Annotated in this window: 15 protein-coding genes; 11 read left to right on the top strand and 4 right to left on the bottom strand. The window is 71.0% G+C overall.

Features of this window, described 5'->3' with window-relative positions; translation table 11 throughout:
- Nucleotides 1-7: 7 nt before the first annotated feature.
- Nucleotides 8-871, bottom strand: coding sequence for a phosphatase PAP2 family protein (locus tag ACFY1E_RS22935; protein ID WP_389078862.1), 864 nt, complete (start codon nt 869-871; stop codon nt 8-10).
- A gap of 221 nt (nt 872-1,092) precedes the next feature.
- Nucleotides 1,093-2,427 (bottom strand): 4-aminobutyrate--2-oxoglutarate transaminase, encoded by a 1,335-nt coding sequence (gene gabT, locus ACFY1E_RS22930; protein ID WP_389078859.1) that lies wholly within the window; start codon nt 2,425-2,427, stop codon nt 1,093-1,095.
- Between the two features lie 235 nt (nt 2,428-2,662).
- Between gabT and ACFY1E_RS22925 the strand changes: the two genes are divergently transcribed.
- From ACFY1E_RS22925 to ACFY1E_RS22915, 3 genes are all read left to right on the top strand, one after another.
- Nucleotides 2,663-4,789 carry an ATP-binding protein gene (locus tag ACFY1E_RS22925; protein WP_389078857.1) on the top strand — a complete coding sequence of 709 codons (2,127 nt, stop codon included), beginning with the start codon at nt 2,663-2,665 and terminating at the stop codon, nt 4,787-4,789.
- Nucleotides 4,790-4,911: 122 nt separating this feature from the next.
- On the top strand, nt 4,912-6,516 hold the full coding sequence (locus tag ACFY1E_RS22920; RefSeq protein ID WP_389078854.1) for a PucR family transcriptional regulator: 1,605 nt from the start codon (nt 4,912-4,914) through the stop codon (nt 6,514-6,516).
- A 371-nt stretch (nt 6,517-6,887) separates the two neighbouring features.
- Nucleotides 6,888-8,333 (top strand): aldehyde dehydrogenase family protein, encoded by a 1,446-nt coding sequence (locus tag ACFY1E_RS22915; protein WP_389078852.1) that lies wholly within the window; start codon nt 6,888-6,890, stop codon nt 8,331-8,333.
- A 117-nt stretch (nt 8,334-8,450) separates the two neighbouring features.
- On the opposite strand, the gene ACFY1E_RS22910 is transcribed toward ACFY1E_RS22915, so the two are convergent.
- On the bottom strand, nt 8,451-11,291 hold the full coding sequence (locus ACFY1E_RS22910) for a glycoside hydrolase family 3 C-terminal domain-containing protein (RefSeq protein ID WP_389078850.1): 2,841 nt from the start codon (nt 11,289-11,291) through the stop codon (nt 8,451-8,453).
- A gap of 326 nt (nt 11,292-11,617) precedes the next feature.
- Between ACFY1E_RS22910 and ACFY1E_RS22905 the strand changes: the two genes are divergently transcribed.
- The 8 genes from ACFY1E_RS22905 (at nt 11,618) to ACFY1E_RS22870 (ending at nt 23,187) form a co-directional block, all read left to right on the top strand.
- Nucleotides 11,618-13,318, top strand: coding sequence for an extracellular solute-binding protein (locus ACFY1E_RS22905; protein ID WP_389078847.1), 1,701 nt, complete (start codon nt 11,618-11,620; stop codon nt 13,316-13,318).
- A gap of 27 nt (nt 13,319-13,345) precedes the next feature.
- The gene (locus ACFY1E_RS22900) at nt 13,346-14,380 is read left to right on the top strand and encodes an ABC transporter permease (protein ID WP_389078845.1); all 1,035 of its coding nucleotides are present in this window, start codon (nt 13,346-13,348) and stop codon (nt 14,378-14,380) included.
- Nucleotides 14,377-15,312, top strand: coding sequence for a carbohydrate ABC transporter permease (locus tag ACFY1E_RS22895; RefSeq protein WP_389078842.1), 936 nt, complete (start codon nt 14,377-14,379; stop codon nt 15,310-15,312). Before ACFY1E_RS22900 ends, ACFY1E_RS22895 begins: the two co-directional genes overlap by 4 nt.
- A gap of 104 nt (nt 15,313-15,416) precedes the next feature.
- Nucleotides 15,417-17,636 carry a 1,4-beta-glucanase gene (locus ACFY1E_RS22890; protein WP_389078840.1) on the top strand — a complete coding sequence of 740 codons (2,220 nt, stop codon included), beginning with the start codon at nt 15,417-15,419 and terminating at the stop codon, nt 17,634-17,636.
- A complete protein-coding gene (locus ACFY1E_RS22885) occupies nt 17,636-19,606 on the top strand; it encodes a beta-galactosidase (RefSeq protein ID WP_389078837.1) in 1,971 nt (656 codons plus the stop codon). The genes ACFY1E_RS22890 and ACFY1E_RS22885 overlap by 1 nt, the downstream gene beginning before the upstream one ends.
- A 20-nt stretch (nt 19,607-19,626) precedes the next feature.
- Nucleotides 19,627-21,822, top strand: coding sequence for a glycoside hydrolase N-terminal domain-containing protein (locus ACFY1E_RS22880; protein ID WP_389079289.1), 2,196 nt, complete (start codon nt 19,627-19,629; stop codon nt 21,820-21,822).
- Nucleotides 21,823-21,859: 37 nt separating this feature from the next.
- Nucleotides 21,860-22,573, top strand: a complete 714-nt coding sequence (locus tag ACFY1E_RS22875; protein ID WP_389078835.1) for a hypothetical protein — start codon at nt 21,860-21,862, stop codon at nt 22,571-22,573.
- Nucleotides 22,574-22,608: 35 nt separating this feature from the next.
- Nucleotides 22,609-23,187 carry a chorismate mutase gene (locus ACFY1E_RS22870; protein WP_389079286.1) on the top strand — a complete coding sequence of 193 codons (579 nt, stop codon included), beginning with the start codon at nt 22,609-22,611 and terminating at the stop codon, nt 23,185-23,187.
- A 97-nt stretch (nt 23,188-23,284) separates the two neighbouring features.
- Here the strand turns inward: ACFY1E_RS22870 and ACFY1E_RS22865 are convergent, their stop codons facing one another.
- A complete protein-coding gene (locus ACFY1E_RS22865) occupies nt 23,285-25,360 on the bottom strand; it encodes a TIM-barrel domain-containing protein (RefSeq protein WP_389078833.1) in 2,076 nt (691 codons plus the stop codon).
- Nucleotides 25,361-25,366: the final 6 nt, after the last annotated feature.

Here is a 25,366-nt window from a genome sequence, read left to right as displayed (position 1 = left end):
CAGAGGTCTACACAGGCGGCGGCTGCAAAGACGGTTCGCAAGACGGGCTACGCGCACTCACCGCACTCGCGTCGGCCCCCGCGCGGCCGACGCGGGCCAGGAACATCCACAGGGACGCGATCAGCACCGTGCACAGACACCAGCTGGCCACGACGTCCAGGGGCCAGTGATAGCCGCGCCGCACCAGCCCGAAACCGACGGCGAGATTGACGACGGCGCAGGCGGCGAGCAGCGCACGGCGGGCGTGCACCGCGCGGAGCCAGGGGAGCAGAAGCAGGGTCGCCGAGCCGTAGGCGACGGCGGCCGTCGCGGTGTGGCCGGACGGGTAGTAGCCGGTCGCCGGAGGCACGAGGGGGGTGCCCGGGCGGTCGATCAGTTCCTTGAGGGGGACGACCAGGGCCGGGACCAGCGCCATCAGCAGCGCGGCCGCGAGCGGCGGCAGCCACCAGCGGTGCGTCCCCACCGCACGGGCCCGCCAGGCCACGTACCCCAGGACGAGGGCGAGCACGGGCACCGCCACCCCGATGTTGCCCAGGTCGGCGAGGAGTTCCGAGAAGCGGTCGGGGTGGGCGAGGGCGCCGCTGACCCGCCGGTCCACGCCCAGCAGCAGGCCGTCCGAGACGACCTGCCAGGTGATCAGCGCGAAGAGGAGGGCGGGAAGCCCGAGAAGGAGAAGGAAGGAGGCCGGCCGCCCCGGAACAGGGGGGAGAGTTCCGAGGCGGCCGATCAGATCGGATCGACGCCCACCCCGGGGGGTTTGGGGCGGGCGACTGTCCGATCGGTGAGGAGATCCGGAGCCGGAAGCTCCGTGTGTGTGCGCGAGGGCACGACCAGGTCGTAGCTGGGGAGGCCACGGCCTGAAATCGCCCACAGTCCCCTGTGAGCGGGGTGTATCTCTCATCTGGGTAGAACCTACGGCAGGGGATGGGCGGAAGACAGACGGAATCGCGTCCCGACATCCACCTCGCACACGTTCTTCACACGGCCTGACGCCCACCGCCCCGGCCCCGGAATCGCGAGGGATGCCGGAGCTGGGGCGGGTGGTGCGCATGGGACGCGCATCCTGTGCGTGAGCTGGGGATTCCGCTTGGCTCAGATCCGCGCGAAGGCCTGCTCGATGATGTCGAGACCCTCGTTCAGGAGGTCCTCGCCGATGACCAGCGGGGGCAGGAAGCGGAGGACGTTGCCGTAGGTGCCACAGGTCAGGACCAGCAGGCCCTCCTGGTGGCAGGCCTTGGCCAGCGCGGCGGTCGCCTCGGGGTTCGGCTCCTTGGTCGTCCGGTCCTTGACGAGCTCGATGGCGATCATCGCGCCGCGGCCGCGCACGTCACCGATGATGTCGAACTTGTCGGCCATGGCGCCGAGGCGGGCCTTCATGGTCGCCTCGATGTTCTTCGCCTTCGCGTTGAGGTCGAGCTCCTTCATCGTCTCGATCGAGCCGAGCGCGCCCGCGCAGGCGACGGGGTTGCCGCCGTAGGTACCGCCCAGGCCGCCCGCGTGCGCGGCGTCCATGATCTCGGCGCGGCCGGTGACCGCGGCCAGCGGCAGACCGCCCGCGATGCCCTTCGCGGTGGTGATCAGGTCCGGGACGATGCCCTCGTCCTCACAGGCGAACCACTGGCCGGTGCGGCAGAAGCCGGACTGGATCTCGTCGGCCACGAAGACGATGCCGTTGTCGGCTGCGAACTTCCGGATCGCGGGCAGGAAGCCCTTGGCGGGCTCGATGAAGCCGCCCTCGCCGAGCACCGGCTCGATGATGATCGCAGCGACGTTGTCCGGGCCGACCTGCTTGCTGATCTGGTCGATGGCCTGCGCGGCGGCCTCCGGGCCGGCGTTCTCCGGGCCGGTCGGCCAGCGGTAGCCGTAGGCGACCGGGACGCGGTAGACCTCGGGCGCGAACGGCCCGAAGCCGTGCTTGTACGGCATGTTCTTCGCCGTCAGCGCCATCGTCAGGTTGGTACGGCCGTGGTAGCCGTGGTCGAAGACGACGACGGCCTGGCGCTTGGTGTACGCGCGGGCGATCTTGACGGCGTTCTCGACGGCCTCGGCGCCGCTGTTGAACAGCGCGGACTTCTTGGCGTGGTCACCCGGGGTGAGCTCGGCGAGGGCCTCGGCGACCTCCACGTAGCCCTCGTACGGGGTGACCATGAAACAGGTGTGGGTGAAGTCCGCGAGCTGCGCGGACGCCCGGCGTACGACGGCCTCGGCGGACGCGCCGACGGAGGTCACCGCGATGCCGGAACCGAAGTCGATGAGCCGGTTGCCGTCGACGTCCTCGATGATGCCGCCGCCCGCGCGCGCGGTGAACACGGGCAGCACGGAGCCCACGCCCTGCGCGACCGCGGCGGTACGGCGGGCCTGCAGTTCCTGCGACTTCGGGCCGGGGATGGCGGTGACGATCCGGCGCTCCTGCGGAAGTGCACTCATGAGGGGCTCCTGGGGGTGTGCGGCCTTGCGGACTCTTGGGTTCTTTTCTCGCAGGTTAGGACCGGGGGAGGGGGGTGGGCATGCTCCATGTGGGCGCTGTCGGGGGTTCGGGTTTGTCCGCGGTGGACATGGCGGCCGGTGCGGGGCCCGGCCGCGTAAGCGGTGAACTCCCCGTGCCGGGGCGTTAGATTGACCGCTGACGGTGGACGGAACGGCTGGTCAGGGAGCGAGGGCGATGGACAGCGACGGGACGCAGGACACACGGGGTACGCATGCGAATCCTGTGCCGCGTCCGGCAGGTCCGCCGGAGGTACCGCCGAGGCCCATGGCCGCACCCGGCGTGCCGCCGCGGCCGGACGGCTCGGCGTTCCTGACGTGGCTCCGGGCGCCGCGCCCGGAGACACCGCCCGGTGTGTGGCGGTTCGGGCATCGGCCGCGGGCTCAGGAGGAGCCCGAACTGATCCCCGCCCGCCAGCTGGTCAGCGGTGCGGTGATCGCGTTCCTCGTCGGCTGGCTGATCTGGTCGCTGCTGTGGAACGGCTACCTCGGCGGCTGGTGGCTGCTCCCGCTCTACGCCATGATCCCCGACTCCTGGGCCCAGCCGCACAGCATCGCCTCGGTCGTGGTCGTCTACGCCTACTACGTGCTGATCGCCCTGATCATCATGATCGGCGTCGGGAGGCTCGGCCGCTGGGGTGAGATCTGGCGCCGCTACGGCCCGCCCGCCTGGAACCGGGCGGCGCCCCGCGCCGAACGCCCGCCCGCCCCGGAACAGGACCCCGCCGAGTGGCCCCAGCTCCGCGCCGCCGGAGCCGCCGACGCCGCCGAACGCCTCGCCGCCGAGGCGCGGGCCGGGCTGATGCGGGACGTCGACCACGCCCGGATCGTGCGCGCCTGGCAGGGCGTGCGCACCGGTCGGCACAGCCTCGCCGCGTTCACCGGGGCGGTGCTCAAGGACGGCGCCGCCGCCTGTCTGCACCCTTCCGGGGAGCGCGACCTGCCGGCCCGGATCGCCCGGCACGACCTGCTGACCGGTCAGGTACGGCTCGGCACGACCGCCGACGACCCCCGCAACCCGTACGCCTACCGCGGCGCCGGTCTTGGTCTCGGCCCCGAGCTGCTCGGCACCTCCCTGCTAGCCGTCGGCCCGGCCGGCTCCGGCAAGACCGGCACCGTGGTGCGGCCGCTCGCCGAGTCGCTCTGTCTGCACGCCCTCGCCGGACGGGCCGCGGTCGTCGTGGTCGGCGCGGCGGGCGCGGGGCTCGGACCCGTCGACGCCTACGACGTCGTCGTACGGATCGGGAATCCGGAATCGGTGTACGACCTGGACCTGTACGGCGGGACGAGCGACCCGGACGAGGCCGCGGCCGTGCTGGCCGAGGCGCTGGTCGGGGACCTCGCCGATCCGCACCCGGGCAGTGACAGCCGCCGGTCCACGACCGTGCTCGCCCAGCTGCTCGGCCCCTTCCGGGCGGTCCACGGCCGCTTCCCCTCCGTACCGGAGCTGCGGCAGCTCCTGGACGGATCGCCCGGGCCGCTGGAGGAGCTGCGTACCGCGCTGCAGGGTTCCGGACAGGAGTCGCTGCTGCGGGAACTGGACGCCCGCCGGCGGCAGTCGGGGCACCCCGGGGATGTGGCGGCGGTGCTTGCGGACCGGGTGGCGCTGCTGGACCGGCCCGCCTTCGCGGGGTTCTTCGACACGTCGGGGCAGTCCAAGCCGTTCTCCCTCAAGGCGCTCGACCACCCGGTGCGGGTGCGCATCGACCTGCCCGAGCGCGGGCATGCGGACGCCTCGCGGATGCTGGCGCGGCTGGTGCTCGCACAGTTCACCGCGAGCGTGGCGGTACGCGAGGACCGGTCGCTGTTCGCCTGCCTGGTGCTCGACGACGCGACCGGGGTGGTGACCCCGGAGGCGGTGCGCGGGATCCAGCGGCTGCGGTCCGGGAACGCCGGAGTGGTACTGACCCTGCGGACCCTGGACGACGTGCCGAGGCCGCTGCGCGGGCCGCTGCTCGGCTCCACCGGATGCCGTATGGCGCTGTCCGGGCTCACCCCGTGGGACGGACAGGACTTCGCCGAGGTCTGGGGCAAGGAGTGGACCGAGGCACGGGACGTCACCGACCGGCAGATCATCGCCGAGACCCCGGCCGGCAAGGCCGTCCACATGCTCCGTCGCGTCATCACCGGCAAGGCGCCCACCGCACGGGCCGTGACCGTCCGCCAGGTCGAACGCGAGCGGTGGTCGGCGTCCGAGCTGGCGCACGGGGTGCCGCCCGGGCATGCGGTGCTGTCGCTGACGACCGTCAAGGGAGAACATGCGCCGCCACTGCTGGTGGATCTGAGGGGTCAGGACAGGCCCTGAGTCTGGACTTCACAGGACCGGGTGACCGTACGGTGAGGCAGAATCGGGACAGGCCGTTCATACCAGGCGGCCAAAAGATCAAAAGGTTCGCCCGATCCCCGCAAACCTGACCTGAAGGCCTCATGCCCCCGACACTCGCCTCGCTCGTCCACCACTCCGCGCTCAAACTCACCGTGCGCGCGGGTGAGGACCGCCTCGACGTGCCGGTCCGCTGGGCGCACGTCAGCGAGCTCGCCGACCCCGTGCCGTACATGGAGGGCGGGGAGCTGCTGCTGATCACCGCGCTGAAGCTGGACGCGGAGGATCCGGAGGCGATGCGGCGGTATGTGAAGCGGCTGGCGGGGGCGGGAGTCGTCGGACTCGGCTTCGCCGTCGGGGTCAACTACGAGGAGATCCCGAAGGCGCTGGTGGACGCGGCCGAGGGCGAGGGCCTGCCGCTGCTCGAGGTGCCACGGCGGACGCCCTTCCTCGCCATCAGCAAGGCGGTGTCCGCGGCGATCGCCGCCGACCAGTACCGGGCGGTGACGGCGGGCTTCGCCGCCCAGCGGGAACTGACCAAGCAGGCGCTGACGGGCGGCCCCGAGGGGGTGCTGTCCGCGCTCGCCTCGCAGGTCGACGGATGGGCCGCGCTGTACGACGCCTCGGGCGCCGTCGTCGCGACCGCACCGGAGTGGGCGGGGCGGCGGGCCGCTCGGCTCACGGCGGACGTGGAGCGGCTGCGGGAGCGGCCCGCGCCCGCGTCCTCGGTGGTCGGCCCCCCGGACAACGAGGACCGCGTCGAACTGCACTCCCTGGGGACGGGGCGGCGGCCCCGGGCCGCGCTCGCGGTGGGGACGGCGGCTGCGCTCGGTACCGCGGAGCGGTACGCGGTCCACTCGGCGATCGCGCTGCTGACGCTGACGACGGAACGGTCGAGGTCGCTGCACGCCGCGGAACAGCGGATCGGTGCGGCGGTGCTGCGCATGCTGCTGGCGGGAGAGCCGGACCATGCGCGGGCCGTCGCGGGCCATCTGTACGGGGGGCTGCTGGACGCCCCCTTCCGGTTGATCATCGCCGAGTCGGCCGCGCGGGCCGCCGCCGCCGACGCGGGCGGCGATCCGCTGGCCGGGCTCGCCGAGACCATGGAGTCGGCGGCCGCGCGGGCGGGGGAGGCCGTGCTGGTCGTGCCCGAGGGGGAGCGGCTGGTCGTGCTGGCCGCGGACGGGGGTGCGGCGGTCACCGCGTGTGGGGAGTACGCCGCGGCGGTCGAGGCTGCGCGGGGCGGGGCGGACGCGGTGCGGGATGCCGCCGGTGGTGAGGAGGACGAGCTGGTGGTCGGGGCGTCGGCGCCGGTGGGGCCGATCGCGGCCGCGGCGGCGTACAAGCAGGCCGAGCAGGCGTTGTCGGTGGCCCGGCGGCGGGGGCGGGTGTTCGTGGGGCACGAGCAGTTGGCGGCGGGGTCCGTGCTGCCGTTGCTGGCCGACGATGCGGTGAAGGCGTTTGCGGACGGGTTGCTGAGGGCGCTGTACGAGCATGACGCGACCGGGCGGGGGGATCTGGTGGCCTCGCTGCGGGCGTGGTTGTCGCGGCATGGGCAGTGGGATGCGGCGGCTGCGGATCTGGGGGTGCATCGGCATACGTTGCGGTACCGGATGCGGCGGGTGGAGGAGATTCTGGGGCGGTCGCTGGATGATCCGGATGTGCGGATGGAGTTGTGGCTGGCGCTGAAGGCGACGTCTGCGGAGTAGCCACCGAGGAGTTCTTCGCCCCCGCCGCCCCTTCCCGTCCCGTACCTGGGGGCTGCCGCCCCCAGACCCCCGCTTTCGGCCTGAACGGCCTCGTCCTCAAACGCCGGACGGGCTGAAAGACCAAGCCCCGGCCGGCGAAAATTCAGCCCCTCCGGCGTTTGAGGAGCGGGGGTCCGGGGGCCGGCCCCCGGGTCGGGACGGGAAGGGGCGGCGGGGGCGGAAAATGCTGGCTGCACCACCACCCCGCCAAACCGTCGTACAACCCGCCCCCACCACTACACCCCGGCCAAACACGCCCCCACCCCCACCGCCCTACCGTGGACCCCGAAGCCACGAACAAGAGCACCCCAACAGGGAAGGGCCGGAACCCCATGACTTCCACCACCGCCTTCTGGCTCGCCGGCCGCCAGGCCACGGGTGAGGACACCTTCGACGTCACCTCCCCGTGGGACGGCCGCCTCGTCGGCAAGGTGAGCGTGCCGACCGACGCCCAGGTCGAGGAGGCCGTCGCCGCCGCCCACGCCGTCCGCGAGGACTTCGCCGCAACGCCCGCCCACGTCCGCGCCGGCGCCCTCGACCACGTCAGCCGCAGGCTCGCCGAGCGCACCGAGGAGATCGCCCGGCTGATCTCCGCCGAGAACGGCAAGCCGATCAAGTGGGCCCGTGGCGAGGTCGGCCGCGCGGTCTCCGTCTTCCGGTTCGCCGCCGAGGAGGCGCGCCGCTTCAACGGCGGCGAGGCCCAGCGCCTCGACACCGACGCCGGCGGCCAGGGCCGTCTCGCCCTCACCCGCCGCTTCCCGAAGGGCGTCGTCCTCGGCATCTCGCCCTTCAACTTCCCGCTCAACCTGTGCGCCCACAAGGTCGCCCCGGCGATCGCGGCCGGCGCGCCGATCATCCTGAAGCCGGCGCCCGCCACCCCGCTCTCCGGCCTGATCATCGGCGACCTGCTCGCCGAGACGGACCTCCCGGCCGGCTCCTGGAGCATCCTCCCGGTCGCCAACGACAAGATGCCCGCCCTGGTCCAGGACGAGCGCCTGCCGGTCATCTCCTTCACGGGCTCCGAGAAGGTCGGCTACGCGATCATGGACTCGGTGCCGCGCAAGCACTGCACCCTTGAGCTGGGCGGCAACGGCGCGGCCGTCGTCCTCGGCGACTACGCCTCCGACGCGGACCTCGACTGGGCCGCCACCCGCATCGCCACCTTCTCCAACTACCAGGGCGGCCAGTCCTGCATCTCCGTGCAGCGCGTCATCGCGGATGCCACCGTCTACGACCGGTTGCTGCCGCGTATCGTCGCCGCCGTCGAGGCCCAGGTCACCGGCGATCCGAGCGACGACAAGACCGACGTCGGCCCGCTGGTCAGCGAGGACGCGGCCAGGCGCGTCGAGTCGTGGGTGAAGGAGGCCGTCGAGGCCGGTGCCACGCTGCTCACCGGCGGCGACCGCGACGGCGCCTCCTACGCGCCGACCGTCCTCACCGACGTACCGGCCGACACGACGATCTCCTGCGAGGAGGTCTTCGGGCCCGTCCTCACCGTGCAGAAGGTGGACGGCGAGGCCGAGGCCTTCGCCGCCGTCAACTCCTCCAAGTACGGCCTCCAGGCGGGCGTGTTCACGCACGACCTCCAGGTCGCCTTCCGGGCGCATCGTGCGCTGGAGGTGGGCGGCGTGGTCATCGGCGACGTCCCCTCCTACCGGGCCGACCAGATGCCGTACGGCGGCGCCAAGCAGTCCGGCGTGGGCCGCGAGGGCGTGAAGTTCGCGATGGACGACTACACGTACGAGCGGGTGCTGGTCCTCACCGGGCTCGCCCTCTAGAGCCCCTCTGGACGGCCTAGTAAATGGGAACCATTTTCATATAGGCTTCCCGAAGGGGCCCGGCACCGATGCCTTCCGGTGCCGGGCCCCTTCTTTGCGTCGGCTTCGTCCGGACCCTCAACCGGAGAAGCCGACGTGCGCGAGCCGCAGCGGGCCGCGCAGCGTGAGGTGGACGTCGTGGACACCCTCGGCGAGGAGCCCGGCGGTGACCGTCGTGTAGTCGTACGGTCCCGGCGTCGGCGTCCCGGGCGTCAGGGACGCGAGCACCGGACCCCCGTCCAGTGACACATCGACCACACCCTCGCCCGCCACCGTCACGGACACCTCGCCGGCGCCCTTTCCGAAGTCGCAGTCCCGGTAGAGCAGTTCACCCGCCCTGCCCTCCACCGGGGTCACCGCGTCGCCCGCGGCCTTCGTGCGGTCGACGATCTCGATGCCGCTCTGCTCGTCGAAGTCGGCCGCGTCGAGACCCCGGCTCAGCACGGGGCGCGGTGCGGACGCCTCGCCGTCGAGGGTCACCGTCGTACGCAGCCGCACATCCTCGCTGGAGGCACCGGCCAGCAGTTCGTAGGGGCCCGGTTCACGGCGCCAGCGGCCCTGGTGCACATCCCAGAAGCCGAAGGCGGACAAGGGGACCTCGAAGGAGAGCTCCCTGCGCTCGCCCGGCTCCAGACGCACCCGGTCGAGTGCCGCCAGCTCGCGCCGCGGACGCGGGAGAGCCGGGTCCACGGCGCGGAGATAGAGCTGGGCGACCTCGTCCGCCGCCATGGCTCCGGTGTTCGTGACCGTGAAGGAGACGGACACCGCGGCGCCCTCCGCCTTGGCCGTCAGGTCCGCGTACGCGAACGACGCGTACGACAGGCCGTGGCCGAACGGGAACAGGGGCGTGCCCTCGAAGTACAGGTAGGTCTGGCGGCTGCCGATCACGTCGTAGTCGAGGAGGTCGGGCAGGTCGGCGTCGTCGGCGTACCAGGTCTGCGGGAGGCGGCCGGCGGGGGAGACGTCGCCGGCGAGGACCCTGGCCAGGGCGGTGCCGGCCGCCTGGCCGCCGTGCGCCGTCCACAGGACGGCCGGGAGGCGGGCGGAGTCGAACGCGTAGGGGTACGCCGACACCAGCGCCAGCACCGTGTGCGGGTTGGTGGCGCGCGCGGCGTGCAGCAGGCGTTCCTGGTGCCGGGGGAGGCGCAGGGTCGTACGGTCCTCGGTCTCACGGCCGTTGATGTGCGGGTCGTTGCCCGCGACCACCAGGACCACGTCGGCCTCGGCGGCGGCCCTGCGCACCGCGTCCTCGCCGCGCTCGGTGATGATCACCTCGAAGATTTCCGGGTTCGCTTCGGCAACCTTGACGCCGTCGGCGGCGACACAGACGTGGCGACCCGTACCGAGGTGCTTCAGGAGGTGCCCGTTCTCGTGGGGTTCCAGGCGGAAGGTCTCCTGGACGATCCAGCCTCCCGGCTGGTCGGCGGAGGCGCGCAGACAGCCGTCCTCGGCGACCGAGAGATAGCGGCCGTCGGGCGCGCGCAGCGTCAGCACGCCCTCGCCCCACTCCATGAGCGCGAACTCGGTACCGGTCGCATCGGTGGTCAGCGGGGGCAGATCGGTGCGGCCCGTCAGTGTGGCCGGGTCGAGAGCGCCCTCGGCGCCGCGTACCTGCTCCTCGGCGCCGTCGGCCGCCGGGGCGTGGAGAAACGTCCCGGCAGAGGTCTTGAAGCGGACGCGGTCCACGCCCTCCGCGAACTCCACGCGCTCCGCGCCGAACCGCTCGTACAGACCCTCCAGCGGTGTGGACCGGTGGATGAGCGTGCCGCTGTACCAGTCGAGCTTGGACTCGTCCGCGAGCAGGCCGACCACCGCGATCCGGGCGTCCTCGGCGAGCGGCAGCAGACCGCCGTCGTTCTTCAGCAGCACGATCGCCTGCTCGGCGGCCTCCTGTGCGAGCGCGCGATGGGCCGGGGTGTCGAACTCTCCGGTGCCGGCGTGCGGGTCGTAGCGCGGGTCGAACTCGCCGAGGCGGAAACGTACCGAGAGCTGGCGGCGCACGGCCGTGTCGATGTCCGACTCGGTGAGCAGGCCCTGCTCCAGGGCCCCGCGCACCCGCGCGGTGAGCTTCGAGCTGTCGGTGCCGTGGTCGGTGAAGCTGTCCACGCCGGCCAGCAGCGCCGCGGCCGTCGCCTCCTCGTGCGTGTCGAAGTAGTGCTCGGAGTCGACCAGGTTGGACGGCGCGCCCGCGTCCGAGCAGACGAGGAGATCCGCCTCGGTCCAGGTCCGCAGGTGCTCGCGCAGATACGGCGAGACATGGTTCGGACGGCCGTTGACCAGGTTGTACGCGGGCATGACGCCGGCCACCGCACCCGCCTCGACCGTGTCGCGGAAGGCGCGCAGGTCGTACTCGTGCAGGACGCGCGGGCGGACGGAGGAGGACGTGGTGTCGCGGTTCGTCTCGTTGTTGTGCGCGAGCCAGTGCTTGAGGACCGGCGCCGTACGCCAGTACGTCGGGTGCTCGCCGCGCAGGCCGTGTGTGTAGGCGGTGGCGATGGCCGAGGTGAGCCGCGGATCCTCCGAGTAGCCCTCCTCGTTGCGGCCCCACAGCGGGTGGCGCAGGAGGTTGACGGTCGGGGACCAGACGTTGAGCCCCACGCGGTCGTCACGGGCGCGCATCGCGCGGATCTCCTTGGAGACGGCCTCACCGACCCGTCGTACCAGGTCCGGGTTCCAGGTCGCGCCGAGACCGACCGCCTGCGGGAAGACCGTGGCCGGGCCCATCCAGGCCACGCCGTGCAGCGCCTCCTGGCCGGTGCGGAACGCGGCGATGTCCAGCCGCTCGACGGCGGGGACGAACTGGTGCAGGAATCCGATCTTCTCGTCGAGGGTGAGCCGCGACAGAAGGTCGTCGATGCGCTTCGCGAAGGGCAGGTGTGGATCGCGAAAAGGCGGCGTGTGCGGCGTGTGTGCGGCCATGTGGAGATCCCCCTGCGATGAATCGACGGGATTGCTTTCGAAGCGCTTCGATGCTCATTCGACTCGGTGTCGAGTGTCAAGAGATCGACACCCCGACTTCAAGCGGTGCATACGAAAGCAGGGCGCTCGCCTGCCGCGTAGGAATCTTGGAAGCGACCCTTGTGCGCCCCTGTGTGTTCACTTAACCTCACAGCAACATCGAAGCGCTTCGACTGCACATTCCGTTCATACGTCGAAGAAACGCTTCAGCTCAGCCAGTTCCACTTACGACACCGCAGCCGACGGCCTCCGCCGGGTGTCCAGGTGCGCCACGAAGGGTTGACGCAATGACGCCGAACGCCGCTTCCACCTCCACCTCCTCCGGACCGAGCCGGAGAAGCTTCCTCGCCTCGACAGCGGTCGCCACCGCGGCAGTGGCGGGAGGGATGCCACTGCTGTCCGCCTGCGGTGGTTCGGACGGCGGGTCGCGTGAGGGGACCACGTCGGGCAGGAACGCCAAGAAGCTCCTGCCGGCCCATGTGGCCAGCAACGTGGTGACGCCGGACATCCCGTCCAAGAACGGCTCCGCGATGGGCTTCACCAGCAAGCTGGACATCGCCACCCTCAAGACGTCGGTGCCGAAGAAGCTCGGCAAGGGCGGCAAGGTCACCATCATGTCGCCGTTCTGGGGCTCGCCGCCCAAGCAGGGCTGCGCCTACTACACGGCGATGAACGACCTGATCGGCGTCGACGTCCAGTGGCGCAACCAGGACGGCAACACCTACGACCAGAAACTCGGCGCGGTCCTCGCCTCCAGCGACGTCCCGGACGTGGTGGTCGTCCCCGGCTGGAACATGATGGGCAAGATTCCGAACGCCATCATCAGCAAGTTCGCCGACCTCGGCCCGTACCTCTCCGGGGACAAGATCAAGGCGTACCCCAACCTCGCGGCGATCCCCAGCGACGCCTGGCAACGCTCCATCTTCGGCGGCAAGTTGATGGGCCTGCCGATGCCCGCCGGATACGTCGGCAACATCGTGCCGATCTACCGCCAGGACATCTTCGAGAAGGAGGGCTACGAAGTCCCGCGGTCCGCGGACGAGTTCATGGCCCTGTGCAAGGACATCACCAACGCCCGGGCCAAGCGATGGGCCTGCGGCGACATGAAGTGGACCGCGTTCAGCAACTTCGGGGTGCTCGGCGGCGGTGAGAAGCCGCTGTGGTGGAACCTCGTCGACGGCAAGCTGATCAACCGCATCGAGACCCCGCAGTACCTGGAAGCCATCGAGTGGACGCGGAAGCTGTTCGCCGCCAAGGTCGTCCACCCCAACTTCTACCTGGGCAAGGGCCAGATCGGCGACACGGCCCCCGTGTTCGCCGCCGGTGAGTTCCTGATCTACAACGACGACATCTCCAACTGGTACGGGCGGCAGGCCTCGTACTCGACCCAGAACCCCGACATCAAGATCTGGGGCATGGACATCTGGGGCCACGACGGCGGGCACCCGACGCTGTACGCCACGAACCCGGCCAACATCTTCGCCTTCATCAACAAGAAGGCCTCCGAGTCCGTCATCCACGACGCCCTGGCGGTCGCCAACGTCACCGCGGCGCCGTACGGCACCAAGGAGTGGATGATGACCAACTACGGCGTCGAGGGCACCCACTACACGCTCAAGGACGGCGTGCCGGTCAAGAACGACAAGGGCAACAACGAGGTCGTCAACGCCTACGTCATGGTCGCGAGCCCCGCCGCGACCATCGCCCACCCCGACCTGCCGGACTACACCCGGGCCATGGTCGAGTGGCAGCAACGGATGGGCGCCTTCACCAGGAAGTCCTCGTTCTGGGGCCTCCAGATCACCGAGCCCTCCCGCTACACCAACCTCGCCACCAACTTCGAGCAGCTCGAGGACGACATCATCCGCGGGCACAAGAAGATCAGCGACATGCAGCAGGCCATCTCCGACTGGAAGAGCCAGGGCGGCGACAAGCTGCGCGACTGGTACAAGAAGCTGCTCGACGAGAACGGTTCCGCGGCGGGCTGACCCCACTCTGAGGCAAGGAGACCGACCGTGTCCCACAGCACGGTGCCTCGGAGCAGCGCCGAGGCCAGCACACCGGTGAAGACCGCGGCGGCGTCCGGCGACGCCGCCCGCCCCCGGGAGAAACGAGTCACGGGAAAACCGAGCCTGCGGCACCGGTTCCGGCGCGACCGCGTCCTGATCCTCATGACGCTGCCGGCTGTCGTGCTCCTCCTGATCTTCAACTACCTGCCCATCCTCGGCAACGTCGTCGCCTTCCAGGACTACGACCCGTACATCAGCGACAACGGCATCGTCTCCATCCTGCACAGCCCCTTCGTGGGCCTGGAGAACTTCCAGCGGATGTTCGAGGACTCCGCCTTCTGGAACGCCGTCGAGAACACACTGGTGCTGTTCTTCGTGCAGCTCCTGCTGTTCTTCCCGGTTCCGATCCTGCTCGCGCTGCTCATCAACAGCGTGGTCAGGCCCCGGGTGCGGGCCGTCGCGCAGGCCGTCCTGTACCTGCCGCACTTCTTCTCCTGGGTGCTGGTCATCGCCGTCTTCCAGCAGATGTTCGGCGGCGCGGGAATGCTCTCCCAACTTCTGCGGGAGAACGGCCACGACGGCCTGAACATCATGACCAACCCGGACACCTTCCCCTTCCTGCTCACCGCGCAGAGCGTGTGGAAGGACGCCGGGTGGGGGATCATCGTCTTCCTCGCCGCGCTCGCCTCGGTCAGCCCGGACCTGTACGAGGCCGCCGCGATGGACGGCGCCGGACGCTGGCGCCGCATGTGGCACATCACCCTGCCCGCCCTGCGGCCGGTCATCGCCCTGCTGCTGGTGCTGCGCGTCGGCGACGCCCTGACCGTCGGCTTCGAGCAGATCCTGCTCCAACGCGACGGCGTCGGACCGGGCGCCGGAGAAGTCCTCGACACCTTCGTGTGGTGGAACGGCGTCCGCAACCAGGACTTCGGCTACGCGGCCGCCGCGGGACTGGTCAAGGGCGTGGTCAGCATCGGCCTGGTCCTCGCCGCGAACAAGGTGGCCCATCTCATGGGCGAGCAGGGGGTGTACAAGAAGTGACCGCCGTCATCGACGAACCGGTGAGCCGGCCGCGCTGGTGGACCGCACCCGAGCGCCCCGCATGGGAGGAGGAGCCCTCCCGGGCCGGTCTCGCGGGCAAGGGCATCGCCCTGACGTTCGCCTGCCTGGCGATCCTCTTCCCGCTGTGGATCGTGGTCGTCACCAGCCTGTCCTCGCGCAAGACGATCAACGAGGCGGGCGGCCTGGTGCTGGTGCCCAAGGGCATCACCTTCATCGCCTACCAGGAGCTGCTCAGCGGCGGCCAGGTCACCCGCGCCGCCCTCGTCAGCATCTCCGTCACCCTGTTCGGCACGCTGTTCTCGATGACGGTGTCCGTCCTGTGTGCCTACGGCCTGTCCCGGAGCGGGTCCCTCGGCCACCGCTGGATCCTGATGGTGCTGCTGGCGACCATGTTCTTCAGCGCCGGCCTCATCCCCACCTATCTGCTGGTGCAGTCCCTCGGCCTGACCGACAGCTATCTCGCACTGATCCTGCCGAGCGCCATCAGCGTCTTCAACATCCTGGTGCTGCGCGGCTTCTTCATGGAGATCTCGCCGGAGCTCATCGACAGCGCGCGCATCGACGGCGCCGGGGACCTGCGGATCCTCTGGCGGATCGTCATGCCGCTGTCGCGGGCCGTCCTCGCGGTGATCACGCTCTTCTACGCCGTCGGCTACTGGAGTGCCTGGTTCAACGCGTCGCTCTATCTGAACGACCAGGACATGATGCCGCTGCAGAACGTCATGATCCAGCTCGTGCAGAAGCAGGAAGCGCCGGTCGGCCTGAGCCAGGCCATCAGGACCGGTCAGCTGTCCGGGCTCGCCATCCAGATGGCGGTCATGGTGATGGCCCTGCTGCCCGTGGCCGTGCTGTCGCCCTTCGTCCAGAAGCATTTCAGGAAGGGCATGCTCACCGGCGCCATCAAGGGCTGAGCCACACCTCTCGACTCCGCCGCGGCCGACCTGCCTCCAGCAGCGGTCGGCCGCGGCGGTCCCAAACCTCCCGTTGCTCCCCACCGCACAGAACGAGGTCTGTCATGCCCGCGTTCACTCCGAGCCGACGTGCCGTTCTCGCCGGTACCGCGGCGACCGCCGCGCTCACCGCCGTTCCGCTGCTCCCCGGGCGGGCGCTGGCCGCGGCACCGGCTGCCACCGCCACGCCGGCCTACCGCTGGCGCAACGCCGTCATAGGCGGCACCGGTTTCGTCACCGGCGTCCTCTTCCACCCCTCGGTCCGCGGCCTCGCCTACGCCCGTACCGACATCGGCGGCGCCTACCGCTGGGACGACAAGGCCGCCCGCTGGACCCCGCTGACCGACCACCTCGGCGCGGACGACTGGAACCTCCTCGGCGTCGAGGCCATCGCCGTCGACCCCGCCCACCCCGACCGCGTCCACCTCGCCCTCGGCACCTACACCCAGTCCTGGGCCGGCAACGGGGCCGTCCTGCGCTCCGAGGACCGCGGTGCCACCTGGACCCGCACCGACCTCGGCGTCAAGCTCGGCGCCAACGAGGACGGGCGGGGTACGGGTGAGCGGCTGCTCGTCGATCCGTGGGACAGCGACACCCTGTGGCTGGGCACCCGGCACGACGGGCTGCTCAAGTCGACCGACCGGGGAGCCACCTGGGCCGCTGCCGGCGGCTTCCCGGGCACCCCGAGCGCCTCCGGGCAGGGCGTCACCCTCCTCGTCGCCGCCGGGCGCGCCCTCTACGCCGGCTGGGGCGACTCCGACGGCAGCACCGCCAACCTCTTCCGCACCACCGACGGCACCAGCTGGGAAGCCGTCCCCGGCGGGCCCACCGGCACGGCCGCCAAGGTGCCGGTCCGCGCCGGGTACGACCGGTACACCCGCGAGCTGTACGTGACGTACGCCGACGCGCCGGGCCCCAACGGCCAGTCCGACGGCAGTGTGCACAAGCTGTGCACCACCAGCGGGAAGTGGACCGACGTGACCCCCGTGAGACCGGGCGGCACCACTTCCGACGGTTCCGCCGACACCTTCGGGTACGGCGGCGTCGCCGTCGACGCCCGCCGCCCCGGCACCGTCGTCGTCTCCACCAACAACCGGTGGGCCGAGATCGACACCCTGTACCGGACCACCGACGGCGGCCGCACCTGGACGTCCCTCAAGGACTCCGCCGTCCTCGACGTGTCCGAGACCCCTTATCTCAAGTGGGGCGCCGACAAGCCCAAGTTCGGATGGTGGATCCAGGCGCTCGCCGTCGACCCGTACGACTCCCGGCACATCGTGTACGGCACCGGCGCCACCCTCTACGGCACCCGGGACCTGAGGAACTGGGCCCCGCAGATCCGCGGTCTGGAGGAGACGGCCGTGCGCCTGCTGATCTCGCCCCCGGCCGGCCAGGCGCACCTGATCAGCGGCTGCGGTGACATCGGGGTGCTGTACCACGAGCGGCTCACTGCGTCTCCCTCCCGCGGCATGGCGACCAACCCCGTGTTCGGGTCGGCGACGGGGCTCGCCCAGGCCGCGAACAAGCCGTCGTACGTCGTCCGTACCGGCTGGGGCGACCACGGCAACGGTGCCCGCTCCAACGACGGCGGGCAGACCTGGGTGCCTTTCGAGGCGCAGCCCGCCCTCGCCAAGGACGGGCCGGGGCCGATCGCCGTGAGTGCCGACGGCAGCGTGCTGCTGTGGGTCTTCGTGCACTCGGACGGCACCGAGTACCCCGCCCACCGCTCCACGGACCACGGCGCCACCTGGTCCGAGGTCCCCTCCTTCCCGAAGGGCGCCACGCCGGTCGCCGACCCGGCCGACCCGACGCTCTTCTATGCGTACGACACCGACACGGGAACGCTGTACGCCAGCACCGACAGCGGCCGGACCTTCACGGCCCGGGCGACCGGACTCCCCTCCGGGGACAGCCAGTTCCAGCTGGTCGCCGCACCGGGCAGGTCCGGCGATCTGTGGCTGAGCGCCAAGGGGCAGGGCCTGCACCGGTCCACCGACGGCGGCGCGAGCTTCGCGAGGACCGCCGGCGTCGGCGCCTCGGAGTGCCTCGGTTTCGGCAGGGCCGCGAAGGGCTCCGACTACCCGGCCCTCTACCAGGTCGGCACGATCGGGACCGTCACCGGCGTCCACCGCTCCGACGACGAGGCGAGGACCTGGGTGCGGATCAACGACGACCGGCACCAGTGGGGCTGGATCGGCGCGGCCGTCACCGGTGACCCGCGCATCCACGGCCGCGTCTACCTCGCCACCAACGGGCGCGGGATCCAGTACGGGGAGCCCGTCTGATGCCGGCGCTCGGCGACGCCACCCGCGGCCGCATCCTCTTCGGCGGCGACTACAACCCCGAGCAGTGGCCCGAGGAGACCTGGACCGAGGACGTACGGCTCATGCAGGAGGCCGGCGTCAACTCCGTCACCCTCGGTGTCTTCTCCTGGGCGAAGCTCGAACCCCGGCCGGGGGAGCGGGAGTTCGGCTGGCTCGACCGGCTGATGGACCTCATGCACGCGGGCGGTATCGGTGTCGTGCTCGCCACGCCCACCTCCTCGCCGCCGCCCTGGCTCGGCCGGCTGCACCCCGAGACCCTGCCCCGCGACGAGGACGGCCGCACCGAATGGTGGGGCGGCCGCCAGCACTTCTCGCACTCCAGCGCCGCCTACCGCCGCTATGCCGCAGCCATCACCGAGGACCTCGCCGCCCGCTACGGCGGCCACCCCGCCCTCACCATGTGGCACATCAACAACGAGTACTGCACCTACGACTGGGGCGACGAGGCCGCAGCCCGCTTCCGCCGCTGGCTGCAGACGAAGTACGGCACGCTCGACGCCCTCAACTCCGCCTGGGGCACGGCCTTCTGGAGCCAGGGCTACGGCGACTGGGCCGAGGTCCTGCCGCCCCGCCACGCCCACTACCTGAAGAACCCGGGCCAGGTGCTGGACTTCAAGCGGTTCACCTCCGACATGCTCCTGGAGTGTTACATCGCCGAGCGGGACATCGTCCGGCGGCACACCCCCTCCCACATCCCGGTCACCACCAATTTCATGGCGCTGTGGACCGGGCTGGACGCCTGGCGGTGGGCCGAGGAGGAGGACGTCGTCTCCGTCGACCTCTATCCCGATCCGCGCGACCCCTTCGGGGCGCAGCAAGGCGCCCTCGTCCAGGACCTGACCCGCTCGCAGGCACGCGGCCCCTGGATGCTGATGGAGCAGGCGGCGGGCCCGGTCAACTGGCGCGGCGTCAACCACCCCAAGCCGCGCGGCCTCAACCGCCTCTGGTCCCTCCAGGCGGTGGCCCGCGGCGCCGACGCCGTCTGCTACTTCCAGTGGCGCCAGTCCCGGCAGGGCGCGGAGAAGTTCCACTCCGGGATGGTCAGCCATGCCGGGCCGGAGGGTCGTACGTATCAGGAGGTCAAGCAGCTCGGCACCGAACTGGCCAGGATCAGCGGTGAGGTGACGGATCGTCACAGCAGCAACGACATCGCGATCCTGCACGACTGGCACTCGTGGTGGGCCGGTGCCCACGAGGGCCGGCTCTCGACCCGGGTCGACCACGCCCCGGTCCTCACCACCTGGCACCGCGCTCTGTGGCAGGCCCACCTCACCACCGACTTCGCCCACCCCGAACACGACCTCACCGCCTACAAGCTGGTCGTGGCCCCCCAGCTGTACGCCCTCACGGACGCTGCGGTCGACAACCTCCTCGCCTACGTCCGCGGCGGCGGCACCCTCGTCTGCGGGTTCCTGACCGGTGTCGCCGACGAGGACGACCGGGTGCGCCCCGGCGGCATGGACCCCCGTCTGCGCGAGCTGTTCGGCATCCGCACGCTGCACGAGTGGTGGCCGCTGGACGCGGACGAGACCGCCGAGACCGACGGTTTCCACGGCAGCCTCTGGTCGGAGGAGATCGAGGCCGCGGAGGACGCCTCGGTCGAGGCCAGGTACAAGGGCGGCGAGCTCGACGGCCTGCCCGCCGTGCTGCGCAGGGGCCGCGCCTGGTACGTCTCCACGCTCCCCGAGCCGCACGCGCTGCGCGTCCTGCTGGCCGGTGTCGCGGCCGACGCGGGCGCCCGCCCCGTCCTCGACGGCCTGCCCGACCGGGTGGAGGCGGTGCGCCGCGGTGACCTGCTCTTCGTGCTCAACCACGGGCGGGAGTCGGTGACCGTGCAGGTGCCGGGCACCCACCGTGACCTGCTGACGGGCGCGACAGTGGAGGGCGAGGTCACCCTCGGCCGGTACGGCGTGATGGTGTTGCGCCCATGAACACACACATGAGCACACCGATGAACATCGTCCACGGAACCTGGGAACCCGTTCCCGCCACCCGCTGGGAGGACGGCTTCCTGAGCGGCAACGGTCACCATGGCGCACTCGCGTTCGGTGACCCGAACGACGAGCGGGTCGTCGTGACCCACCACACGCTCATCCGCCCCAACGGCGCCGAGAGCGCCCGTCCGCCCCGCCTCGCCGACCAGCTACCACTTCTCCAGGACAAGTTGCTCGCGGGCGAACTGCACGCCGCCGAGACCTTCACCGACGGACGCGACCTCCAGTGGGTCCAGCCCTTCCACCCCGCCTTCCAGGTACGACTGCGCAGACCGTCCGGCGAGGAGCCGCTCCGCTACCGTCGCTCCGTCGACTTCGCCACCGGCGTGGTGAAGGCGGTCTGCGAGGGCTGGAGCAGCCGGGTCTTCGTGTCCCGCGCCGACGACGTGATCGTCCAGCACATCACGGCGGCCGACCTCGACATCTCCCTGGACCATCGCCTGCCGGGCGCACCGCCGGGCCTCGCCGTGGGCGACGGCGCGGTCCTCACCCCCGAGGGCGCCCTGCTCACCCTGCGCGGCCGCTACCCCGGCAGCGACACGGCGTACACCGGGGTGACACTCGTCGTGGTCACGGGCGGCCGTACCACCCTCACGCCCCCCGGCGTACGCGTCGCGGACGCGGAGTCGGTCCTGCTGCTGACCAGGGTGCTGCGGCACACCGGCGAGCTGGACACGACCCCCCACGCCCGCGCCCTGCGCGAACTGCTGCCGGCCGGTGAGGACCCGTACACCCTCCTCCTGGACCGCCACACCGCTGTGCACCGCAGCGCCTACGAGCGCGTCACCCTCGACCTGGACGCGGACCCCGCAGAGCGCGCCCTGCCCGGCTCGGAGCTGCTCGCGCACCCCGACAGCCCGGCCCTCCTGGAGCGCCTCTTCGCCGCCGGCCGCTACCACCTGCTCTCCGCGAGCGGTCTGCTCCCGCCCCGCCTGGTCGGCCTGTGGACCGGCGACTGGGACACCGCGTGGTCGGGGGCGTTCACCAACGACGCCAACCTCAACCTCCAGACCGCGTCCGCAGCGGCCGCAGCCCTTCCCGAAGTCACGGAAGCCCTCGCCTCTCTGATTCAGCGTCAGCTCCCGGACTGGGCCGAGAACGCCGGCGCGGTCTTCGGCGCCCGTGGCGTCGTCGCCCCCGCCCACACCGACGGCGAGTCCGGGCTGTCGTACCACTTCAGCCGCGAGTACCCCCTGCACCTGTGGACCGCGGGCGCCGACTGGCTGCTCAAACCGCTGGTCGACCACGACGAGACGAACGGCGCCCGGGACCCCCGTACCGCCCACGCGCTCGCCCAAGTCGCCCTCTTCTACGAGGACTTCCTCACCAGGACCGACAACGACGGACACGTGGTCGTCGTCCCGTCCTACTCGCCGGAGAACCGCCCGGCGAACGCGAGCTGGGGTGCGATCAACGCGGCCATGGACCTCTCGGCCGCCCGGCACGCGCTGCTGACGGCGGCCGAGTACCACCCGGGCACCCCCGAGGCCGACCGCTGGCGTGCCCTCGCCGACCGGCTGCCGCCCCACCGGATCAACGCCGACGGCGCCCTCGCCGAATGGGCCTGGCCCGGCCTCGACGACACCTACGACCACCGTCACCTCAGCCACCTCTACGGCGTCTGGCCGCTCGACGAGATCAACCCCTACGACACCCCGGACCTCGCGGCGGCCGCCCACCGCGCCCTCGAACTGCGCGGCGCCGAGAACGACTCGGCCCACGGCCATCTGCACCACGCCCTGGTCGCCGCCCGGCTGCGCGACGGTGAACGGGTCGCGCACGCCCTCGGCCAGGTGCTCAACGGCGACTTCTTCCACGCCTCCCTGATGAGCGCGCACTATCCGGACCGCGACGTCTACAACGCCGACGCCGCCCACACCCTGCCCGCCGTGCTGATCGAGATGCTCGTGCAGTCGACCCCGGACCGACTGGTCCTGCTGCCCGCGCTCCCGAAGGCCTGCCCCAAGGGCCGGCTCCTCGGTGTCCGCACCCGGTTCGGGGCGGAACTCGACCTCACCTGGAACCCACAAGAAGCGACGGCGGTGCTGCGCCCCACCCGTACGCACCGCGTCGAACTCAGGACTTCTTCCGGCACCCGGCCGCTCGACCTCGTCGCCGGAGAAGACCACGTCCTCGACCTGGGGGCGTGGTAGCCACCCCGCAGTTCCCCCCACCCATGGAAGGGACACCATGGCAAAGAGCACTCTGCGCAAGGTCACCATGGCCGTACTGGCCCCGGCGACGGCCATCGGCGCCACCGTCGGCCTCGCGTCCGCCCCCGCCTCCGCGGCGGTCTGGAACTCGTGCGCCCAGTACGGCAGCACGAGCCTGAACGGCTACACGCTCTACAACAACATCTGGGGTTCCGGCGCCGGCAGCCAGTGCATCTGGGCCAACTCCGGCACCAACTGGGGTGTCTGGGCCGACCACCCCAACACCGGCGGCATCAAGTCCTACCCGAACGCCACCAAGACGATCAACAAGTCGGTCACCTCGCTCGGTTCGCTCTCCAGCAGCTACAACGTCAGCGTCCCGTCGTCCGGCGCGTACGAGACGGCGTACGACATCTGGGACACCAACCACAGGTACGAGATCATGCTCTGGATGAACAAGACCGGAGCCGTCGGCCCGCTCGGCTCCTCGCAGGGCAACGTCACGCTGGGCGGTCACTCCTGGACCGTCTACAAGGGCACCAACGGCTCCAACGACGTGTTCTCGTTCGTCCGCAGCTCCAACTCGGCCTCCGGCACGGTCGACATTCTGCCGATCCTGAAGTGGATCAAGGACACCAAGGGCTGGTTCGGCAACGTCACCATCGGGGACGTGCAGTTCGGCTTCGAGATCACGTCATCGTCCGGTGGCCTGAACTTCATCGTCAACAGCGAAAGCGTCAGCAGCAGTTGATGTTGATGCGGACCGGGTGAGGTTTCATGGACCCCATGCAGATCCTCACCCCCCTCCGCACCACGCTGGCGGCCGCTGCCGCAGTGCTCGCCATACCGGGCACCGCGGCAGCGGCACCCGCATCCCCCTGGTCCTCGCCCCTGCACCCGGTGGCCTCCCTCGCCGCCGAACGCCTCGCCACCGCCGACCTGGTGGCCGCGGCCAAGTGGGGCACCGACAGCCCCATCGACGACCCCGCCCGCGAGCAGGTGGTCCTCGACAACGTCGCCGCACAGGCGAAGCAGATCGGCGCCGACCCCGACGAGGTCCGCCGCATCTTCCGCGACCAGATCGAGGCCAACAAGGACGTCCAGCGCGCCCTCTACGCCCGCTGGACCGCCCACCCCGACCAGGCCCCCACCACCAGGCCCGACCTGAACGTGGTCCGCCAGACCATCAACCGCATCAACACGGACCTGGTCCAGGCGGTCGCAGACACGACCCCCGACCGCACGGCCCCGACGTGCCGCCCCGAACTCTTCGTGGCGGTGATCGAGGTCCACCACGAAAAACACCCGGACCTGGTCCACACAAAGGCCCTGGTCCGCTCCCTGGAGTCCGTCTGCAGGAACTAACAGGCGGAACATTGTCCGCTGCGGTTCTGTCGCGCCCCTGAAAGGGGCGCGGGGAACTGCGCGACCAGCCACGACGGCGCAGCAGTCGACGACGCACCTATAGCGGCACATCCTGCGAAGCAATAGGCAGCTGCACACCGTCCCGCAAGAACAGCGGAATCCGATCCAACGGCGCCGCGACGGTCACGGTCGCACCACCCTCGTACGTCCGACCGGTCCACGCATCGGTCCACGTAGCCCCCACCGGAAGATAGACAGTCCGGGCGCTCGCGCCAGCCGTAAGCACCGGCGCCACCAACAGATCCCGCCCGAACAGATACGCATCATCCACGCCCCAGGCGGCCTGGTCCTCCGGAAACTCCAGGAACAGCGGCCGCATCACCGGCAACCCCTCCTCGTGCGCCTCTCGCATCACGTCCAGGACATACGGCTTCAACCGCTCCCGCAGCCGCAGGTACTTCTCCAGGATGGCCCTGGCCTCCTCGCCGTAGGACCACACCTCGTTCGGCCCGCCGGTCATCTCCGGCCCCAGCGGCATCCCCGGGTCACGGAACCCGTGCAGCCGCATCAGGGGAGACAGGGCCCCGAACTGGAACCACCGCACCATGACCTCGCGGTACGCCGGGTCGTCCGGGTCGCCGCCGTGGAAGCCGCCGATGTCGGTGTTCCACCAGGGGATGCCGGAGAGGGCCGTGTTCAGGCCGGCCGCGATCTGGCGGCGCAGGGTCGGGAGGTCGGTGCCGATGTCGCCGGACCACAGGGCGGCGCCGTAGCGCTGACTGCCCGCCCAGGCCGAGCGGTTGAGGGTGATCACCTCGTCCTCGCCGGACGCGCGCAGGCCCTCGTAGAAGGTGCGGGAGTTCTCGGCGGGGTAGCTGTTGCCGACCTCCAGGCCGGGGCCCGCCCAGTAGCGCAGGTTCTCCTGGAAGCCGGGCTTGAGCTCGGGCTCGCAGGCGTCCAGCCAGAAGGCCGTGATGCCGTACGGCTCCAGGTAGTTCTCCTTCACGCGCGACCACACGAACTCACGGGCCTCCGGGTTCGTGGCGTCGTAGAAGGCGACCTGGACGGTGGAGGCGACCTGCTTGTCGGGCCAGTCGGCGTGTGCCATCGGGCCGTACTGGGTGCCGATGAAGTAGCCGCGCTGTTCCATCACCGGGTGGTTCTCGCTCAGCGGTGACACGGATGGCCAGACGCTCACCACCAGCTTGATGCCGAGCTCGTCCAGTTCACGGACCATCGCCGCCGGGTCGGGCCACTCTGCCGGGTCGAACTTCCACTCGCCCAGGTGCGTCCAGTGGAAGAAGTCGCACACGATGGCCGAGATGGGCAGGCCCCTGCGCTTGTACTCCCTTGCCACCGCCAGGAGTTCGTCCTGGGTGCGGTAGCGCAGCTTGCACTGCCAGAAGCCGGCCGCCCACTCCGGCAGCATCGGCGTACGGCCGGTGACCGCGCTGTAGCGGCGCTGGCCGTCGGCCGGGGTGCCCGCGGTGATCCAGTAGTCGATCTGCCGGGCCGAGTCGGCCACCCAGCGGGTGCCGTTGTGCGCCAGCTCCACGCGGCCGATCGCCGGGTTGTTCCACAGCAGGGTGTAGCCGCGGCTGGAGGAGAGCACCGGGATGCCGACCTCGGCGTTGCGCTGGACCAGGTCGAGGACCAGGCCCTTCTGGTCGAGGCGGCCGTGCTGGTGCTGCCCGAGGCCGTACAGCTTCTCGTCGTCGTAGGCGGCGAACCGCTGCTCGAGCCGGTGGTGGCCGTTCCCGACGGCTGTGTACAACCGTGACCCCGGCCACCAGAAGTGGGCGCGCTCCTCGGCCAGCACCTCGTGGCCGTCGTCGGTACGCAGGAAGCGGATCAGGCCCTCGGCGCTCACCTCCACGGTGAGCGCGCCGACCGTCAACTGCCCTTCTCCGTCACCGATCTTGACGCTGCTCTCGGTGGCCGGCGCCTCGTCGAGCAGGGCGCCCGGCAGGCCCTCCAGGATCGGGCCGCCGAGCCTGGCCCGCACCCGGACCGCGTCCGGACCCCAGGGTTCGATGCGGAGGGTCTCCTGACGGCCGCTCCACTCCAGCGCGCCGTCCCGCTCCCGGAAGGTGCCGACGGTGGGTGACGACTGGGCGAGGCTGACCTGGGGCTGCGCCCCGGCCGGTGGCTGGTTTTCGGCAGACTGGTTCACGAAGGG

Origin of the sequence: Streptomyces sp. NPDC001604 (assembly GCF_042893475.1) — a bacterium.
Classification (GTDB): Bacteria; Actinomycetota; Actinomycetes; order Streptomycetales; family Streptomycetaceae; genus Streptomyces.
This window is presented reverse-complemented; position numbering and strand designations above follow the sequence as displayed.

Coding starts and splice junctions, on each gene's coding strand:
- ACFY1E_RS22905 (WP_389078847.1), top strand. CDS start 11,618: ATGACGCCGAACGCCGCTTCCACCTCCACCTCCTCCGGACCGAGCCGG.
- ACFY1E_RS22915 (WP_389078852.1), top strand. CDS start 6,888: ATGACTTCCACCACCGCCTTCTGGCTCGCCGGCCGCCAGGCCACGGGT.
- ACFY1E_RS22870 (WP_389079286.1), top strand. CDS start 22,609: ATGCAGATCCTCACCCCCCTCCGCACCACGCTGGCGGCCGCTGCCGCA.
- gabT (WP_389078859.1), bottom strand. CDS start 2,427: ATGAGTGCACTTCCGCAGGAGCGCCGGATCGTCACCGCCATCCCCGGC.
- ACFY1E_RS22875 (WP_389078835.1), top strand. CDS start 21,860: ATGGCAAAGAGCACTCTGCGCAAGGTCACCATGGCCGTACTGGCCCCG.
- ACFY1E_RS22885 (WP_389078837.1), top strand. CDS start 17,636: ATGCCGGCGCTCGGCGACGCCACCCGCGGCCGCATCCTCTTCGGCGGC.
- ACFY1E_RS22920 (WP_389078854.1), top strand. CDS start 4,912: ATGCCCCCGACACTCGCCTCGCTCGTCCACCACTCCGCGCTCAAACTC.
- ACFY1E_RS22910 (WP_389078850.1), bottom strand. CDS start 11,291: ATGGCCGCACACACGCCGCACACGCCGCCTTTTCGCGATCCACACCTG.
- ACFY1E_RS22880 (WP_389079289.1), top strand. CDS start 19,627: ATGAACATCGTCCACGGAACCTGGGAACCCGTTCCCGCCACCCGCTGG.
- ACFY1E_RS22890 (WP_389078840.1), top strand. CDS start 15,417: ATGCCCGCGTTCACTCCGAGCCGACGTGCCGTTCTCGCCGGTACCGCG.
- ACFY1E_RS22925 (WP_389078857.1), top strand. CDS start 2,663: ATGGACAGCGACGGGACGCAGGACACACGGGGTACGCATGCGAATCCT.